Genomic DNA, 15,379 nt, shown 5'->3' on the forward strand with positions numbered 1-15,379 from the left:
GGTACCCAGGTTGGGCCCGCGCTATGACCGCCGGCCGCGTCGTCGCGGCCGTGGTCCTTCCGCAGCTTAGGTATCAACGTGGGGCAGCGGGGGTTTGTTCCCGCCGTCTCGCTGTTCCGTTAGTACGTCCCGGGTCAGTCCGCGAGCAGCCGGTACCGCAGCCGGTCGACGTCGGTCCCGCCGAAGCCATGCTCGGCGAGCCACTCCGTGACGCCGCCATGCTCGGTGTCCAGGTGCCGCAGGAAGGCCGCCATGGTCTCCGCGCGCGGAGTGTGCGCGTCAACGGGCAGGCGGTCGATGTCGCCCGCATAGGTGGGCGTCGACCGGAGGCGGTCGAGGATTGCCTCGATCCGCTGGCCGGTCGCCGCGTAGTCCGCCACGACCGCGTCTTCCTGCACACCGACCGCTGAGAGCGCCATCGCCACGACGACGCCGGTGCGGTCCTTGCCCGCCGCGCAGTGCACCACGGCGGCGCCATCGGACGCGGCGATCGTGCGCAGCGCGGACACTACGCTGTCCGGCCGGTCCGCGAGATAGCTGAGATAGATGCCACAGACGATGTCGTCAGGCGCCATCGCCAGGATGCGCTCCCGGCGTGACTCGAACGTGTCGGCAGCGGCGTCGGTCGCGTTGCCCCGTTCGGGCAACATCGAGTGGTGGGTGTGCCGGACCGTGCTGACCTCGGTGAGCGGACCAGGGCCCTCCAGGGTCAGCTCGTTGGTCGTCCGCAGGTCGATGACGGTGCGCAGGCCGTGTTCGTCGACGAACTTGGCGACGTCGTTTCGCGTAAGGCCCTGCAGGTTGTCCGAGCGCAGCAGCCTGCCGGGGACGGTTTTGCCGCCATCAGCCGTGGGCATGCCGCCGACGTCACGGACGTTGACGGCACCTTCGAAGTCGATCCAGCGCACGTCTCCATTCATACCGTCGAGAGGTGCCACGATGCCATCGATTTCTCGCGGGGTGGAACGTCTCGCGTCGGGCGGTCCCGGCAAATTCACTCGCCGTCGCTGGTGGACTACCTCGCGGGCGGGTCCGCTCAGCCGACGGACGCCGCGATGATGTGGTTCGCCCGCGCGCTACGGCCGGTGCAGTGTGGCAGCGTCCCGGCGAAGTCGTCTGGACGACGTAGCGTCGCCTCAGCGAACCCGGCCTTGCGCAACGCGGCTTCGGCGTCCTGTGGGCCGGTGAAATGCAGGTGCACCTGGCCACGCACGAATGCGGACAGCAGCGCGACGGCGGTCCGGTTCAGCCGGCCCTCGGTGTTGCTGCCGAGGTGGATGTCGGAGAGGTAGAGCCCGGTGGGGAAGCCGCTGAGGACGTCGGTGAACCGGGACCACATCGCCTGCACGCTGGCGATGTCGAAGTAGTTCACCAGGCCCTCTGTGATGATCGCGAGGCCCTTGCTTGGATCGAGGCTGGTGGCCAGCTCGGCGAGGCTGTCCGGTCCGCTGTCGCGCATCGCGTCGACGTCCTCGACCCGGTGGTTCGGGCCGCGGGCGCCGGTGGTGTTGAGCATGCGGCGTTTGCGCTCGGCCATGCCAGGCAGGTCCGCCTCGACGTACGTGATCGCGTCGCCGAAGCGCCGGGTGAACCGCCAACCACGGCCGGACAGGCCCGCCGCGACCTCGATGACCTGTGCGACGTGGCCCTGTTCGATGGCTTCCGTGAGCAGGTGGTCGATCACCTCGTGGCGGGCGAGCAGGTAGTGCTCCAGATGCGCCTGGCCGAGCCGGGCAGACGCCGCGTTGGCCGGGGCGAGCGCGTTGTAGAACAGCCTGCCCGCGTTCGTGGCCAACCCGGGGTGCGACAGCCCGTTGCGGACCCAGACGTAGCCGGTGTAGTGCGCCGTCGGGCTGATCCGATCTGAGCTGGCCTGAAGGAGTTCGCGGATCATTCGGTGAGACTACCTGTGGCGTACGAAGTGATGCCGTTACCAAGTACTGGATCAGGAGCCGTTCGGCATCAGCACGAGCGTGGCGAAGTTCCCGCCAGCACTGAACACGGGAAACTCGGTTGCGCACCGCATGCGCGTACCAGAAGGTGAGCGAATGCTGATCAGACGTGAAACCTCCGCCGATGTCGACGCCATCAGCGCCGTGCATGCGGCCGCGTTCGCGAGTTCCGAACACCCTGACCAGGTTCCGGTGGAGGTGGGGCTGGTCGGCGCGCTGCGCGACGGCGACGCATGGCTGCCCGAGCTGTCGCTGGTCGCGGAGCGGAAGGGGGCAGTCGCTGGGCACGTTGTCTGCACACGTGCCCATGTCGGTGCGACGCCCGTTCTGGCGCTCGGCCCGATCGGTGTGCTGCCCGAGGCGCAGGGCGAGGGCATCGGTGCGGCGTTGATGCACGCGGTTCTCGGTGGTGCGGACGCGTTCGGCGAGCCACTGGTGGGGTTGCTTGGCCATCTCGATTACTACCCGCGGTTCGGTTTCGGGCTCGCTGACCGGTACGGCATTACACCCCCGATCCCGGAATGGGCATCACACTTCCAGGTCCGCACCCTTGCGACCTACCAACCGTCGATCCGCGGCGAGTTCGCTTACGCCAAGCCTTTCATGGAACTGTGAACGGTAAGCACGATATCGGTGATCCCGCCGCCATCGCGCTGCGATCGGGTCACGATGGCGCAAGCTGCCGCCGCAGCGCCAAGCGCTGCTCCTGCTGGCACACCTGCGCAACGGCGAGATGTACACGCGGCTGGCGCCCGGATTCGGCCTGGGCGCGGCCACGGTGTACCGGTATGGGACCGAAGCCATCGACGTGCTCGCCGCGCTCGGACCGAAGTTGAGCGACACCATCCGCATGGCCAAAGGCTCATTGACTCATGACACGAGTGTCTCGTGAACGGACCCAGCTACCTACCCAATAAGCGGCCGGGGGTGCCGAAAATGACGGGAAGGAGCGACCGAGTAGGACGTGCGTTGCGTGCGTTCTTGCGGCAATTGGCCGTTTCGGCAGGGTGGCGCTTCGATTGGTCGGTGTTGACCAGGGATGAAAACATCGCGGCTTCTCGCCATAGCCTCATCACCGCTGAGGCGAACGAGTTGATCAAGGTGCTGGATCCTGTGGTGGTGCGGATATAGCGAGGTGTGGCTTGCCCAGTGCAGTCCGATGTCGTCACTCGTCGCCGACGCGCAGGCGGGCGACCAGCTTCTCCATGGTCTCCACCTGCTCTCGCAGTGCCTTGCGCCCTTGGCGAGTCAACTTGAGCCAGGTACGGGGACGTCGATCTTCGAAAGTCTTCCGTGACTCCACCAGCCCGGCGTCTTCGAGGACGCGAAGGTGCCGACTGAGATTGCCGTCGGTCAGGTCGAGCTGATCGCGCAGTACGGCGAACGCACACTCGGTGGTCTCGCTTAGAACCGCGAGAATGCCGAGCCGCACACGCTGGTGCGTGGTCTCATCGAGCTTCAGCGCGGGATGTGGCTCGGAGGTCACTCGGTGCCTCCACGGGTGCGGCGTAACCCCATGAGCCCGACGATGAGCAGGGGCAGCGCTGCCAGCATGAGGACCGGCCCCGGGCGGTGCAGACCAAGCAACGTGAGTTGCCCGCCGAGCGCAGGGCCTTCGCCACCGCTGAGCAGCCACGTAACCCAGCCAGGCAGCCCACCCATCCCGAGCGCGCAGTGCCAACTCGCGATCAAGCCGAGCCACACGCCACCGAAGATCAAACCCCGGCTGCGTTCGATGACGCCAAGCGCGATCGCGGCAACGGCGACAGCGAGGAGTGGCGTGAGCAGCCCCCGCCATCCGTCGGGATACTGCGCGGTGACCGTCCTCGTGGGTACGGCAGCGATGATCGCAAGGAGGGCGAGCGTCGCGAGCGTGGTCAATGCGAACCACGGCCAGGCGACCTTCACACCCATCCGGCGACCCCGCCACCGGTACCACGCTCCGGTGGCGAGAACGGTCAAGGGGAGGCCGATGAACCAGAACAGATAAGCGCCGACGTGGCTGCGCGGCTGTGCGGGAAGCCCTGGCCAGAAGGGAAACCGCCACATCTCACTCATCGGCTGATGGAACGGGAACTGGTACAACAGCGTGCTGGCCACCACGAGTGAGGCCAACAGCAGCGCGGGTAACCACACTCCCCCATGCGCTAGGCGGCGGCTCCGCTCTCTGAGTTCCTGGATGTCGGCAAGCGTTTGTGCCGGATGCTCGGTCATGCTTCCCCCTAACAAGAGCTTTGCAACACAAAGTACGCGCGACCGCAGAGCTTGTCGAGTACGCGGATCGGGGGACTGTCACGTGTCGGTCAGGTCGCGGGCGCCATGGCGACCCGCTCGGGCCACAGCATCACGAGGTCGTCGCGCCCGCACGGCTCGGACGCCTTCAGTCGGAGAGTGCGTTGCGGGCGATGACGTTGGCATACCACCACGCGCTGTCCTTCGGCGTGCGCCGCTGTGAGGCGAAATCCACGTGGACGATGCCGAATCGCTTGCCGTAGCCGAATGCCCACTCGAAGTTGTCCAGCAGTGACCACACGAAGTAGCCGCGCACGTTCACGCCCTCGGCCAGCGCCCGGTGGACGGCGGTGAGATGGCTGCGCAGGTAGGCGATGCGCTCTGGGTCGTGGACGTCTCCTTCGGGGTCGGCGTAGTCGTCATAGGCGGCGCCGTTCTCCGTGATCAACAGCGGTGTCGTCGGAAGCTCGTCACGCAGCCGGACCAGTAGTTCGTGCAGGCCTCCCGAGTCCACCGGCCAGTCCATCGCGGTGCGCGGACCCTGTGGCGGGACGAAGCGCACGTGCCGCTCCGCGCCCGGCCACGGCGAGGGCGTCTCGTGGCTCCCGGCCGCGACGACGGTGGGCGCGTAGTAGTTGATCCCGAGGCTGTCGATCGGCGTTGACGTCACGTCAAGGTCGCCGTCCTGGACGAACGACCAGTCGGTGAGCGCCGCCGTGTCCGCGACCAGGTCCTGCGGGAGACTTCGGTGGAACACGGGATCAAGGAAGATCCGGTTGCCCAGCGCGTCGATGCGGCGTGCCGCATCACGATCCACTTCGGACGTCGTGTGTGGACGGACCGCGTACAGGTTGAGGGTCAGGGAGATCTCCGCCGTGTCGGGCAGCGCGGAACGAAGCACCCGGACGGCATGTCCGTGAGCCAGGTTGAGGTGGTGCGCGGCACGGAGCGCGGACGCCGGTTCGGTGAGGCCGGGCGCGTGCACCCCCTCCGCGTAGCCGAGGAATGCCGCGCACCAGGGCTCGTTCAACGTCGTCCACGTGTCAACGCGGTCGCCGATCGCCTCCGCGACGATTCCGGCGTACTCGGCGAAGCGGTCGGCCGTCTCCCGGCGCATCCAACCGCCGCCCGGGTCGCCGTGTTGCAGCTCGTGCGGCAGATCCCAGTGATAGAGCGTTGCCACCGGCCGGATTCCGGCGTGGCGCAGTTCGTCCACCAGGCGCCGGTAGAAGTCGAGGCCCCGCTGCGCTGCGGGTCCGCGTCCGGTGGGCTGCACGCGTGGCCAGGAGATCGAGAACCGGTAGTCGGTGACGCCCAGATCCTTCATCAGCGCGACGTCTTCGGACATCCGGTGGTAGTGGTCAGCCGCGGTGTCCCCGGTGTCGCCGTTGCGAACCTTGCCGGGCGTGCGGCTGAAGGTATCCCAGATCGATGGCGAACGACCGTCCTCGGCCGCGGCGCCCTCCACCTGGTACGCCGCCGTGGCCGTGCCCCAACGGAAGCCGGTCGGAAAGGTGAGTTCCGTTGCCGGCTGGCGGTTGGTGTCGACAGAGGTCATGACAGCGGTTGCTCCTTTGTTGTTCGCGATGACGAGTGGACGGGCGAGCCGGTTCAGCCCTTGACGGCGCCGCGCATGATGCCGCCGACGATCTGCCTGCCAAGCAGGCCGAACACCAGCAGGACGGGGAGGGTGCCGAGCAGCGTGCCCGCCATGATCACCGATTGGTCGTGGACGTAGCCGCCACCGAGTTGGCGCAGCGCGACCTGCACGGTCGGGTTCTGTGAGGACAGCGCGACGATCGGCCAGAAGAAGTCGTTCCATGCGGTCATGAACGTGAGCAGGCCGAGGACCGCCATGCCTGGCCGGGCGATGGGCACGACGATGGTCCAGAACGTCCGCGCCGTGGACGCGCCGTCGACGCGCGCCGCCTCGATCAGCTCGTCCGGCAGCGTCTGGATCAGGAACTGCCGCATGAAGAACACGCCGAACGCCGACACCAGCCCCGGCAGGATCACCGCTTGGAGTTGGTTCACCCACTGCAGCTCCGCGATCAGCATGAACAGCGGGATCACGCCGAGCTGCGGCGGGATCATCATGGTGCCCACGGTCACCGCGAACAGCACGCCCCGCCCCCGGAACCGCAACTTCGCGAAGGCGAAACCCGCGAGCGTGCAGCACAACACCGTGCCGATGGTGATGGAGCCCGAGACGATCAGGGAGTTGAGCAGGGCGAGACCGATGTCCGCCTCGGCCATCGCGGCCTCGAAGTTGTCGAACAGGTTCGGCCCCGGCAACAGCGCTGGTGGCGTCTTCGCGAGGTCGGCGTTGGAACGACTGGCCGCGACGAGTGTCCAGTAGAACGGGAACGCCGACAGCAGGAACGCGACGATGAGCAGCGCGTAGATCAGCTTGCCCGCGCGCATGCCAGGCTGGTTGCCGCGCTTGCGCTTTTGACGTCGAGGGCGCTGTGGCGGCGGGGTGTCGGTGGTGGTCGCCGCCAGTTCGGGGGCGTCGAGCACGGTCATCGGACAGCCTCCTTGCGGATGCGGCGGCGCGCGATGAGGGCGTTGACGCCGACGAGGACCGCGATGAGCAGGAACATCACCCACGCGATCGCGGCGGCGCGGCCCAGGTGCATGAAGCCCCAGCCCTGCTCGTACAGGTAGAGACCGAGCGTCTGGTACTGGTGCGAGATGCCGCCAGACACGGACCCCTCGAACAACAGCGGCTCCCCGAAGAGCTGCGTCGCGCCGATCGTGGACACGACGACGGTGAACAGGATCGTTGGTTGCAGCCCCGGCAGCGTGACGTGGAAGAACTGCCGCCAGCGCGAGGCACCATCCATTTCAGCCGCCTCGTACAGCTCGTGCGGAATGGACTGCATCCCCGCCAGGTAGATCAACGCGTTGTAGCCGGTCCACCGCCAGATCACGATGGTGGACACGGCGATCTGCGAGGCCACCGTGTTCGTCTGCCAATCCACCGGGCCAAGACCGACCACGCCGAGCAGTTGGTTGATGAGCCCGAAGTCGTGGCCGAAGAGCTGGGCGAACACCAACGTCGCCGCCGCCACCGACGTGGCGTAGGGCAGCAGCATCACCGTCCGGAAGAATGTCCGGCCGCGCATCCGGTAGTTGAGCAGGTGCGCCAGCCCGAGCGCCATGACCAGCTGCGGCACGGTCGAGAGCACGCCGATGGTGAAGGTGTTGCGCAACGCCGTCCAGAAGAACTCGTCACCGAACAGCGCGATGTAGTTGTCCAGCCCGCGCCACTCCATCTCGTCCGGGTTTTGCAGCTCAACCCGGTACAGCGAGACGAACGCGGTGTAGATGAGCGGGAACAGCCCGAACGCCCCGAACAGCGTGAAGAACGGGGCGATGTAGCCGTAGGGTGACGCTTTCCGCCAGGCGCGACGAGCCACCGACGGTCGGGTGGCCCGCCGCGCACCGGAGGCCGGAGCGAGCGAGGTCATAGTCGTCGTTCCTCCTGACCTGGTCATCCCAGGACGTTGTCGACGCCCTTCATCGCGTTCGACCACGCCTCGTCCGGCGGGGTGCCCTTGCGTTCGACCTCGCTCAAGCCGTTGATGATCTGATCGCTGATGCTCTTGTCGTGGATGCCAAGCACCTGGACGGGCGTCTCCTTGGCCGCGTCGCCGAAGATCTGGCCGATCGGGGCGTCGTTGAAGTACGGGTCGGTGGCGTCGGTGATCGTCTCGATCGCGCCGGTCGCGGAGGGGAAGTTGCCCTGCTTGCGGAACAGTTCGGCCTGCTGTTCGGGAGCGGTGAGCCACTGGATCAGGTCGTAGGCTTCGTCCTTGTGCTCGGCCGCGGCGGGAACGGCCAGGTAGGAGCCGCCCCAGTTGCCCGCGCCGCCGGGCAGCGCCGCGATGTCCCACTTGCCCTCGCCCGCGTCACCGGCCTGGCCCTTGATGTAGCCGAGCATCCAGGCTGGACACGGCAGCGTGGCGAACGAGCCAGCGGCGAACGCCTGGTTCCACTGCGGTGACCACTGGTCGAGCTTGGCGCTCAACCCCGACTGGGCGGCCTCCGCCGCGGTATCCCACGCCGTCTCGACGGCCGGGTTGTCCTCGTAGATCAGGTTGCCCGACTCGTTGTAGTAGCGCTGTTCCTCCTGGCCGATCATGACCGCGTAGAGGCTGCCGACGCTGTCGATCCAGGCGCTGTCATCCGGTGCGTTCGCGGTGTACTCCTCGCCGAGCGTCAGGTAGTCGTCCCATGTGGACCATGCTTCGGCGAGCTGCTTCCTGTCGGTCGGCAGCCCGGCTTTCTCCAGCAGGTCGCTGCGGTAGCACATCGCCTGCGGTCCGATGTCGGTGCCGAGCCCAAGCACCTCACCGTCCGATGTGGTCGCCGCAGCCCACTTGGCCTCGGTGAACTCTCCTTCGAGCTCGCCCGCGCCGTACTGGGTCAGGTCCTCGAACTTGTCGGCCTGCCGCTGGGTGACCGAGGTGATCCGGCCGACCTCGATCGCCTGGATGTCGGCGAGCCCACCGCCGCCAACCAGGCGCGTTTGCAGCGACTTCCAGTAGTCCTGTTCGTCCTCGGTGTCGGTCTGCTTGATGGTGATGCCGGGGTTGAGCTGCTCGTACTTCTCGTAGAGCCCCGCTTCCTGGTAGCCGAAGGAGCCGAAGAGGTCGATCGTCAACGTGACTGGGCCGTCCTCGGAACCGGACGAGGCTGCTCCGCAGGCGGAAACCAGCGCGCCAGCGAGCAGGAGGGCACCGAGCCGTAGTCCCGTTATCCGGCGGGTCGCTTGTGCGTCAGTTCGCGTGTTGGGCATGTGAAGTCTCCCTTGGCTTCGACGGACTACAGGCTCTGGTGGCGCTGAGAGCGCTCTCACCAATGGGCTGGGAGCTTGCCCGACCAAGGTGGAGCCGTCAAGGGTGCGATCGTCGCTACCTGGGCTGAGGTCTGGATATGCGATTGCCATCGACGTTGACAGGAATGTGATCCAGCTCTACTTTCAGTCATGCTGAGAGCGCTCTCACACATGCCGTTACTCCGCCAACGACGACCGAGGTGCCGCCCATGACACGTTTTCGCGCTGGACCGCCGTTCCACTTACGCCGCCGCTCGCGACCCCTCGCGACGTTGCTGCTCAGCGGGGCACTGGCCACCGCCACTCTGGTGGGGCCCGCCGCGGGTACCGCCGCTGCCGACACCATCACCGTCGGCGCGGGTAGCTATTCCGACACGCGTCCCGCTGGAACTTCCGGGCCCAGCAGCAACACCGGTACGCCGGTCAGCCCGAAGGTCACCGCAGCGGTGCGGGGAGAGCCGGTACCGACCAATGACTGGTGGTCGTCGCTGGCCTTCCAGCGCTACGACTCCAACCCCTACTCCACGCCCATGTACGGGCATCCGCTTACCTACGAGGCCACCGCCGCCGGCCTCGACGTCGGGTATCCGACAACGCCCAACATCACCAACGGTGGCCGGGACTACGAGTACGCCCACCAGCGCGATCTGACCCTGGGGCTCAGCGGCCTCAACGCGTCGGAGACCAAGGTCGACGGCTGGTCCGACTGGACCGTGACGCCGTACTGGTCCGACGGCACGCGAACCCTGCGCGCCACGATCGGCCACGGGATGCCCTACGTCTATGCCAAGGGCACCGGCGGCGATGCCAGCGTCGCCACCGCCACGCTGCCCACGGTGTTCGCGGACCAGGGCAACGTCGTGGGCGTCACGATCAACGGGCATCACTACGCGCTGTTCGCTCCCACCGGGAGCGACTGGTCGATCTCGGGGCGCACGCTTACCGCGAACTTGGGTGCCAAGGACTACTTCTCGCTTGCCGTTCTGCCCGAGGCCGCGGCGCTGGAGACGTACAAGAAGTACGCCTTCAGCTTCGTCACGGGATCGCGCGTCTCCTGGGACTACAGCGGCGGGACCGTCCAGTCCACCTACACGCTCACCACGGAACCGCAGGAGGGCACCGAGACCGGCACATTGCAGGCGCTCTACCGGCATCAATGGCTGAGCACGACCGATGCGCTCACGCCGTACACCTACGTCTCGCCGCGCGGCACGATGAAGGTGCGCGAGTCGACGTCGTTCACCACCAGTCGATCCGCCGCTCCCCTGATGCCCGCGCTGCCGGAGACGTCGGGGATCGACGAGAACCGGTTGCGGCAGTATCTGGACGACGTCGTCAACGACGCCGATCCGTTCTCCGGCGCGACCGACACGTACTGGACCGGCAAGGCGCTCGGGCGGCTGGCGCAGCTCGTTCCCGTGGCCGATCAGATCGGTGCCACTCAGCGGCGTGACCAGCTGCTCGGGCTGATCAAGGGCCGGATGGAGGAGTGGTTCACCGCCGGTGGCGCGTCCGAGTTCTCGTACGACACCGACTGGCGGACGTTGATCGGCTACCCCGCCTCGTACGGCAGCGACACCGAGCTCAACGACCACCACTTCCACTACGGCTATTTCGTGCACGCGGCGGCGATCGTCGCGCAGTACGACCCGGCGTGGGCCGACGACTCGCAGTGGGGCGGCATGGTCGACATGTTGATCCGGGACGCCGCCAACCCCGTCCGCACCGACAGCGAGTTCCCGTTCCTGCGCGGATTCGACGTCTACGCCGGGCATGGCTGGGCGTCCGGGCATCAGAGCTTCGCGGCGGGCAACAACCAGGAGTCGTCGTCCGAGTCGATCAACATGAGCGCGGGGCTGGCGTTGTGGGGCGCGGCCACCGGTAAGACCGAACTGCGTGACCTGGGAATGTACCTGCTGACGACCGAGTCGGCGGCGATCACGCAGTACTGGTTCGACGCCGATGAGCAGGTCTATCCCGCCGAGTTCGGGCACGACACGGCGGGGATCGTGTGGGGCAGCGGGGCTGCCTACGCGACGTGGTGGACCTCGAACCCCGAGGAGATCCACGGCATCAACGTGCTACCCGTGACCGGGGGTTCCCTGCACCTCGCCAGCAGGAAGGATGCGATCGACCGCAACCTCGCCGAGATGGAGCGGGAGAACGGTGGGCCAGCCGTCGAATGGCGGGACATCCTGTGGGAGTTCGAGTCGCTATCCGATCCGGCGTCGGCAAAGGCGAGGTGGGATGCCGAACACGCGGCGTACACACCAGAGGCCGGGGAGTCCAAGGCACACACCTACCACTGGCTCGCCACGATGGACGCCCTTGGTGCGCCGGACACGGCCGTGACCGGTGACATTCCCACGTCGGCCGTGTTCGCTACGGACACCGCACGCACGTATGCGGCGCACAACTACGGGTCGACTTCGCGCACGGTCACCTTCTCCGACGGCACGCGGCTCAGCGTCCCGGCTGGGTCCACGGCCACCACGACGAAGTCTGGCTCCGATCCGGACACCAGCACTGGGAATACGTTCCAGCTGCGCAGCGGTGGCACGCTGACCACGGCTACGGACGGCACGCCCGGCAGTGACACGATCGCCTCAGCGGAGGGGAAGAACTACGACGGCACTCCGCATCTGCCATTGGTGTATGTCGCCGAGAACGTGACCGGTACGCACGAGGCGGGCGAGTCGACGTCGTTCCGGTTGCCGGTGGACGCTGGCACGACGGTCGGTCTCGGTCAGCAGGCGCGGGTGAGCTACGACCTGACCGGCGACGGGACGTTCGATCGGGTGGAGACGTACAACTACTTCGCCACCGATCCGGTGGACGGGTGGGAGACGTACACCCAGGCGAGGGGGTTGAAGTCGGCGACGGGAGCGCTAGGCGACCTCGACGGCGGCACGGTACGCCTCGAGGTGTGGCACGCCATCGGTGATGGCACGACGGAAATCGCCACCGGAACCGCCGACTCCGTGCTGGTCATTCCATACGAATGATCAGGCGGAGGCCCGTCGGACCAGCTCCGTCGGCATGATCACCGAGCCCGGGGTGCGCACCCCGGGCTCGGTGCGTGCGTCGGGGCCGTCCTGGTTCAGCACCTGCATCAGTAGGCGGACCATCACACGGCCCATGCCCTCGACGTCCTGGCGGATCGTCGTCAGCGGCGGTTCGGCATTCGCGGCGACGGGCAGCATGTCGTCGAAACCCACCACCGCGACGTCGTCGGGCACGCGCAGGCCACGTTCGTGCAGGACACGTAGCGCGCCAATTGCCATCATGTCGTTGGCGGCGAAAACGGCGTCGAGGTCCGGGCGCTGCTGGAGCAGTTGGGCCATCGCGTGTGCGCCGCCGTCCTCGGTGAAGTCGCCGCCGGCCAGCAACGCCGGGTCGGTGTCGAGCAAGACGTCGCGGTAGCCGTCGTAGCGGTCGAGCGCTGAGGTCTGGTCCGGTGGGCCTGAGATGTGGGCGATACGTTCGCGGCCCAACGCGACCAGGTGCCGGACGGCCTCGCGGGCGCCACCCCGGTTGTCGCTGTCGACGTACGGGACGGGCGAATCGCCCTCGTCCGACGTCGGCCAGCCGGGACGTCCGCCGAAGACCGTCGGCACCTGCGTGCCGCGGATGACTGAGGGCAGCCCGTCGTCGTTGTGCACCGAGAAGGCGAGCGCGCCATCGACGTGGCCGCCGCCAAGGTAGCGGGCGATCCGCTCGTGGTCGCCTGGCCCCTCCACCCAGAGCAGCACCAGTTGGGCATCGTGCTTGGTCAGCTCCCGGCTGATGCCGCGCACCTGCTGCTCGAAGAACGGGTCGGAGAAGATGCGGAACTCGGGCTCGGCGATGATCACGGCGACCGCGCCGTACCGGCGGGTCACCAGACTCCGTGCGGCGTGGTTCGGTACGTAGCCGAGCTCCTGGACAGCCTGGCGAACCCGATCCGCGAACTCTGGACGCACCCCGGCGTTCCCGTTTACGACACGCGAGACCGTCGCCCGGGAAACACCGGCGCGCGCCGCGACGGCTTCCAGGGTGGGACGGGTCCCGGTGGTCGACTCAGGCAAGGAGGCTCCTCAGGACGGCGTGGGGACCGGCCGTGTGGAAAGGGTTCACCATTGCACGATATCCGCTACTGCGGAGTGACATTGGCCGTGGCTCGGTAGGTTCATGTTCTACGCTCGGGTGCTCGCCTGACCGGGAAGCAAGCGTGAAGTGGGCCGCCTGGGACTCGAACCCAGAACCTACGGATTTCCAGGCCGTGGGTCTGGACGTTTGACGTTGGCTGCCGACAGCGGTTCTCACCAGCTACGACGATCGGTTGGGCTCAATGTCGCCGGTCGCTGTTGATGGTCGTTTGTCGATGTTTCCTGCGGGAAAAGTATGGAGATGATCTTGGCCGAAGCTGCGTTTCGGTTGCTACCGCGCGACGCGCTCGACTGCGCAACCTCCTGCTTACCACTCTGGGTTGCAAGGACGAGGCACTACGCCGCTGACCTCGCCGTTCGTCGTCGTCAGGGTTCTCGTCGTTTGTCGATGATCGCAGGCGTCTGCCGGGTTCATGCGCAAATGAACGTGAAACGCGAAGTTATGAGCGATTTTTTGGCTAATCAGGAAGCAGCGTCAGGGCACGTACGTGCTTCGGCCGGACGACGGAGAAGTGCCGAAGGTCGAGTGTCGCGACCTCGGGTTCGTCCAGTCGTTCGGCAAGCGCGACGACGGATGCATCGCTCGTCCCTAGCGGGAAGTCGGCGTACTGGTCAACAAGGTCGGCCATCCGTGCGTAATCAGCCTTGGTCAACTCCATCGACACGAAGTCGTCCTCCGACAAGGACCGAAGGAACCCGGACTCGGCTCGTGGCCCGCCGTAGCGCTCCAGCAGGTACCCGACTTCGGCCACGATCGGGGCAGGTACGACGATCGGACGGTTGGCCAGGTGGAGACCGGTGAACAGCTCGACGCAACGGTGATGATCGGGGTCGGTGGCAATCGCAGCAGCAACCAACGGACCGGTGTCGCAAATGATCACGCTACTGGCCGAATCCCTCGCGTAGCAGTTCCTCGCTCCGGGCACCGACCGCAGTGCCGTCCCCCTCGATGCTTCCGAACCACGCAGGTGGCCACGGCCGCTCCCGAACAGGACGGAGGTGACGGCGCACGTCCGCTAACGCCTGGGGCACTTCCTCTTCCGGCAGTTCCTCCACCAGGCGTAGCAGCTCGTCACGCTCAGCGCTCATGCGATCAGTTTACAGCCAGACACGGTGTCGTCGTCGGTGTCGTCAGGAGTGTCGTCAGCCGTTCTCAGCTTGGGTACCAGACCGACGGTGCGTACACCGATGCTGTGAGCGGTGCAGGTACTACGACGCGCTTCCGAGTCGTCGGCACTTTGCTAGCGCACGCACAGTAACTGCATGAGTCCTGCTTGCGACCTCCATCAAAGACCAACGATTGGAGTGATCCAAGTGACCGTGCCGATGGACAACCCGGCTGGGCGATTGAGTCATGTGCTTTCTCTGGCTCGGACCCTCGACCCCGAGACTCCTGCACGCGATGGTTGGGCGGAGATATTGAATGTTGAAATAGAAAATGGTAATGCTTGGCAGCTTCTGCGAGGTGCCGCCCGACTTGGCCAGTTGGCATGGGACACACGGCAGAAAATAGAATCTTTTGAAGACGAGAATCCTACTTCACTCCTGAAGCATTTCGGCGAAGTTGAAGGAACGCTTGCAAAGTTCCTTCAACTTCAATCATTTAACATGGGCAGGTTTCTTGACTCACTGTCTCCTGCCGGTGAGTACTGTCTTGAAATGTGTGCAAACAGGCTGCACGCCCGCTGCCCTCAACCTGCTCTAAAAGAGGAGACTCGGCGTTCACTGATCGATCAACTTTCTACATTGACAGCAGATGTGAGAGCGGCTCAAGATTTGCCACCGGAAGTCCGAACCTGGACACTTTCGACGTTAGATACGGTTCGCGATGCTCTTAATGATGCTGAAATGCGCAGCGCATCAGAATTCGAGCCCCTTGCCGATGAAATAGTTGGAACACTGGTCAGAAAACCAAGCTATCTATCAACTCTAATCGAATTCCGCATAGCTCGATCTTTCATTTCATTTCTAAAGGAGCTAGATCTGCAGCTCAACCTGGCAGCCAACGCGGTCACCGTGGGCTTAGCGATTGCTTCTGGCGCTGCAGAATCACCGCAACCTGTTGCCAACTCAGTGATAATAAATTACATCGAGCAGCGCATCGAGCAGGATGTTCAAATCCTGGACGGTAACGTCATTGTTGGCAGTGAGGTCGACAAACTTGCGCCGCCGATTACTGAACAAGATTAGGAAATTATCCCTCG

Annotated in this window: 14 protein-coding genes and 1 pseudogene; 4 read left to right on the forward strand and 11 right to left on the reverse strand. The window is 65.8% G+C overall.

Features of this window, described 5'->3' with window-relative positions:
• Nucleotides 1-134: 134 nt before the first annotated feature.
• Together ACFQGD_RS02085 and ACFQGD_RS02090 are read right to left on the reverse strand one after the other, a co-directional pair.
• Nucleotides 135-908 carry a tyrosine-protein phosphatase gene (locus tag ACFQGD_RS02085; RefSeq protein WP_345402549.1) on the reverse strand — a complete coding sequence of 258 codons (774 nt, stop codon included), beginning with the start codon at nucleotides 906-908 and terminating at the stop codon, nucleotides 135-137.
• 128 nt (nucleotides 909-1,036) lie between these two features.
• Complete coding sequence (locus ACFQGD_RS02090) at nucleotides 1,037-1,894, reverse strand: class I SAM-dependent methyltransferase (RefSeq protein WP_345402546.1); 858 nt, start codon at nucleotides 1,892-1,894, stop codon at nucleotides 1,037-1,039.
• A gap of 154 nt (nucleotides 1,895-2,048) precedes the next feature.
• Between ACFQGD_RS02090 and ACFQGD_RS02095 the strand changes: the two genes are divergently transcribed.
• Both ACFQGD_RS02095 and ACFQGD_RS02100 read left to right on the forward strand, forming a co-directional pair.
• Nucleotides 2,049-2,567, forward strand: a complete 519-nt coding sequence (locus ACFQGD_RS02095; protein ID WP_345402543.1) for a GNAT family N-acetyltransferase — start codon at nucleotides 2,049-2,051, stop codon at nucleotides 2,565-2,567.
• A gap of 25 nt (nucleotides 2,568-2,592) precedes the next feature.
• Nucleotides 2,593-2,802 (forward strand): annotated as a pseudogene (locus ACFQGD_RS02100) (helix-turn-helix domain-containing protein); the annotation flags it as partial.
• 315 nt (nucleotides 2,803-3,117) lie between these two features.
• Here ACFQGD_RS02100 and ACFQGD_RS02105 read toward each other — a convergent pair.
• From ACFQGD_RS02105 to ACFQGD_RS02130, 6 genes are all read right to left on the reverse strand, one after another.
• Entirely contained in the window at nucleotides 3,118-3,438 is a 321-nt protein-coding gene (locus ACFQGD_RS02105) for a winged helix-turn-helix domain-containing protein (protein WP_345402540.1), read from the reverse strand.
• On the reverse strand, nucleotides 3,435-4,166 hold the full coding sequence (locus ACFQGD_RS02110; RefSeq protein ID WP_345402537.1) for a hypothetical protein: 732 nt from the start codon (nucleotides 4,164-4,166) through the stop codon (nucleotides 3,435-3,437). Before ACFQGD_RS02110 ends, ACFQGD_RS02105 begins: the two co-directional genes overlap by 4 nt.
• Nucleotides 4,167-4,332: 166 nt before the next feature.
• Nucleotides 4,333-5,742: a GH1 family beta-glucosidase gene (locus tag ACFQGD_RS02115; protein WP_345402534.1), complete on the reverse strand. Its 1,410-nt coding sequence runs from the start codon at nucleotides 5,740-5,742 to the stop codon at nucleotides 4,333-4,335.
• Nucleotides 5,743-5,795: 53 nt separating this feature from the next.
• Nucleotides 5,796-6,710: a carbohydrate ABC transporter permease gene (locus ACFQGD_RS02120; protein ID WP_345402531.1), complete on the reverse strand. Its 915-nt coding sequence runs from the start codon at nucleotides 6,708-6,710 to the stop codon at nucleotides 5,796-5,798.
• Complete coding sequence (locus ACFQGD_RS02125; protein WP_345402528.1) at nucleotides 6,707-7,657, reverse strand: carbohydrate ABC transporter permease; 951 nt, start codon at nucleotides 7,655-7,657, stop codon at nucleotides 6,707-6,709. Before ACFQGD_RS02125 ends, ACFQGD_RS02120 begins: the two co-directional genes overlap by 4 nt.
• A gap of 23 nt (nucleotides 7,658-7,680) precedes the next feature.
• Entirely contained in the window at nucleotides 7,681-8,988 is a 1,308-nt protein-coding gene (locus tag ACFQGD_RS02130) for an ABC transporter substrate-binding protein (protein ID WP_345402525.1), read from the reverse strand.
• Nucleotides 8,989-9,236: 248 nt separating this feature from the next.
• Between ACFQGD_RS02130 and ACFQGD_RS02135 the strand changes: the two genes are divergently transcribed.
• Nucleotides 9,237-12,032, forward strand: coding sequence for a glycosyl hydrolase (locus ACFQGD_RS02135; RefSeq protein WP_345402522.1), 2,796 nt, complete (start codon nucleotides 9,237-9,239; stop codon nucleotides 12,030-12,032).
• Here ACFQGD_RS02135 and ACFQGD_RS02140 read toward each other — a convergent pair whose 3' ends face one another.
• The 3 genes from ACFQGD_RS02140 to ACFQGD_RS02150 form a co-directional block, all read right to left on the reverse strand.
• The gene (locus tag ACFQGD_RS02140) at nucleotides 12,033-13,094 is read right to left on the reverse strand and encodes a LacI family DNA-binding transcriptional regulator (RefSeq protein ID WP_345402519.1); all 1,062 of its coding nucleotides are present in this window, start codon (nucleotides 13,092-13,094) and stop codon (nucleotides 12,033-12,035) included.
• 539 nt (nucleotides 13,095-13,633) lie between these two features.
• Nucleotides 13,634-14,101: a type II toxin-antitoxin system VapC family toxin gene (locus ACFQGD_RS02145; RefSeq protein ID WP_390183343.1), complete on the reverse strand. Its 468-nt coding sequence runs from the start codon at nucleotides 14,099-14,101 to the stop codon at nucleotides 13,634-13,636.
• Complete coding sequence (locus tag ACFQGD_RS02150) at nucleotides 14,058-14,264, reverse strand: hypothetical protein (protein ID WP_345402513.1); 207 nt, start codon at nucleotides 14,262-14,264, stop codon at nucleotides 14,058-14,060. Before ACFQGD_RS02150 ends, ACFQGD_RS02145 begins: the two co-directional genes overlap by 44 nt.
• A 225-nt stretch (nucleotides 14,265-14,489) precedes the next feature.
• Between ACFQGD_RS02150 and ACFQGD_RS02155 the strand changes: the two genes are divergently transcribed.
• Entirely contained in the window at nucleotides 14,490-15,365 is an 876-nt protein-coding gene (locus tag ACFQGD_RS02155; protein ID WP_345402510.1) for a hypothetical protein, read from the forward strand.
• Nucleotides 15,366-15,379: the final 14 nt, after the last annotated feature.

It is taken from the genome of Haloechinothrix salitolerans, from assembly GCF_042662605.1.
Lineage (GTDB): Bacteria > Actinomycetota > Actinomycetes > Mycobacteriales > Pseudonocardiaceae > Haloechinothrix_A > Haloechinothrix_A salitolerans.

Bases quoted from the DNA above. Each gene is read 5' to 3' on its own strand.
- ACFQGD_RS02130 (WP_345402525.1), bottom strand. From the start codon at position 8,988: ATGCCCAACACGCGAACTGACGCACAAGCGACCCGCCGGATAACGGGA.
- ACFQGD_RS02115 (WP_345402534.1), bottom strand. From the start codon at position 5,742: ATGACCTCTGTCGACACCAACCGCCAGCCGGCAACGGAACTCACCTTT.
- ACFQGD_RS02150 (WP_345402513.1), bottom strand. From the start codon at position 14,264: ATGAGCGCTGAGCGTGACGAGCTGCTACGCCTGGTGGAGGAACTGCCG.
- ACFQGD_RS02135 (WP_345402522.1), top strand. From the start codon at position 9,237: ATGACACGTTTTCGCGCTGGACCGCCGTTCCACTTACGCCGCCGCTCG.
- ACFQGD_RS02120 (WP_345402531.1), bottom strand. From the start codon at position 6,710: ATGACCGTGCTCGACGCCCCCGAACTGGCGGCGACCACCACCGACACC.
- ACFQGD_RS02090 (WP_345402546.1), bottom strand. From the start codon at position 1,894: ATGATCCGCGAACTCCTTCAGGCCAGCTCAGATCGGATCAGCCCGACG.
- ACFQGD_RS02125 (WP_345402528.1), bottom strand. From the start codon at position 7,657: ATGACCTCGCTCGCTCCGGCCTCCGGTGCGCGGCGGGCCACCCGACCG.
- ACFQGD_RS02095 (WP_345402543.1), top strand. From the start codon at position 2,049: ATGCTGATCAGACGTGAAACCTCCGCCGATGTCGACGCCATCAGCGCC.
- ACFQGD_RS02110 (WP_345402537.1), bottom strand. From the start codon at position 4,166: ATGACCGAGCATCCGGCACAAACGCTTGCCGACATCCAGGAACTCAGA.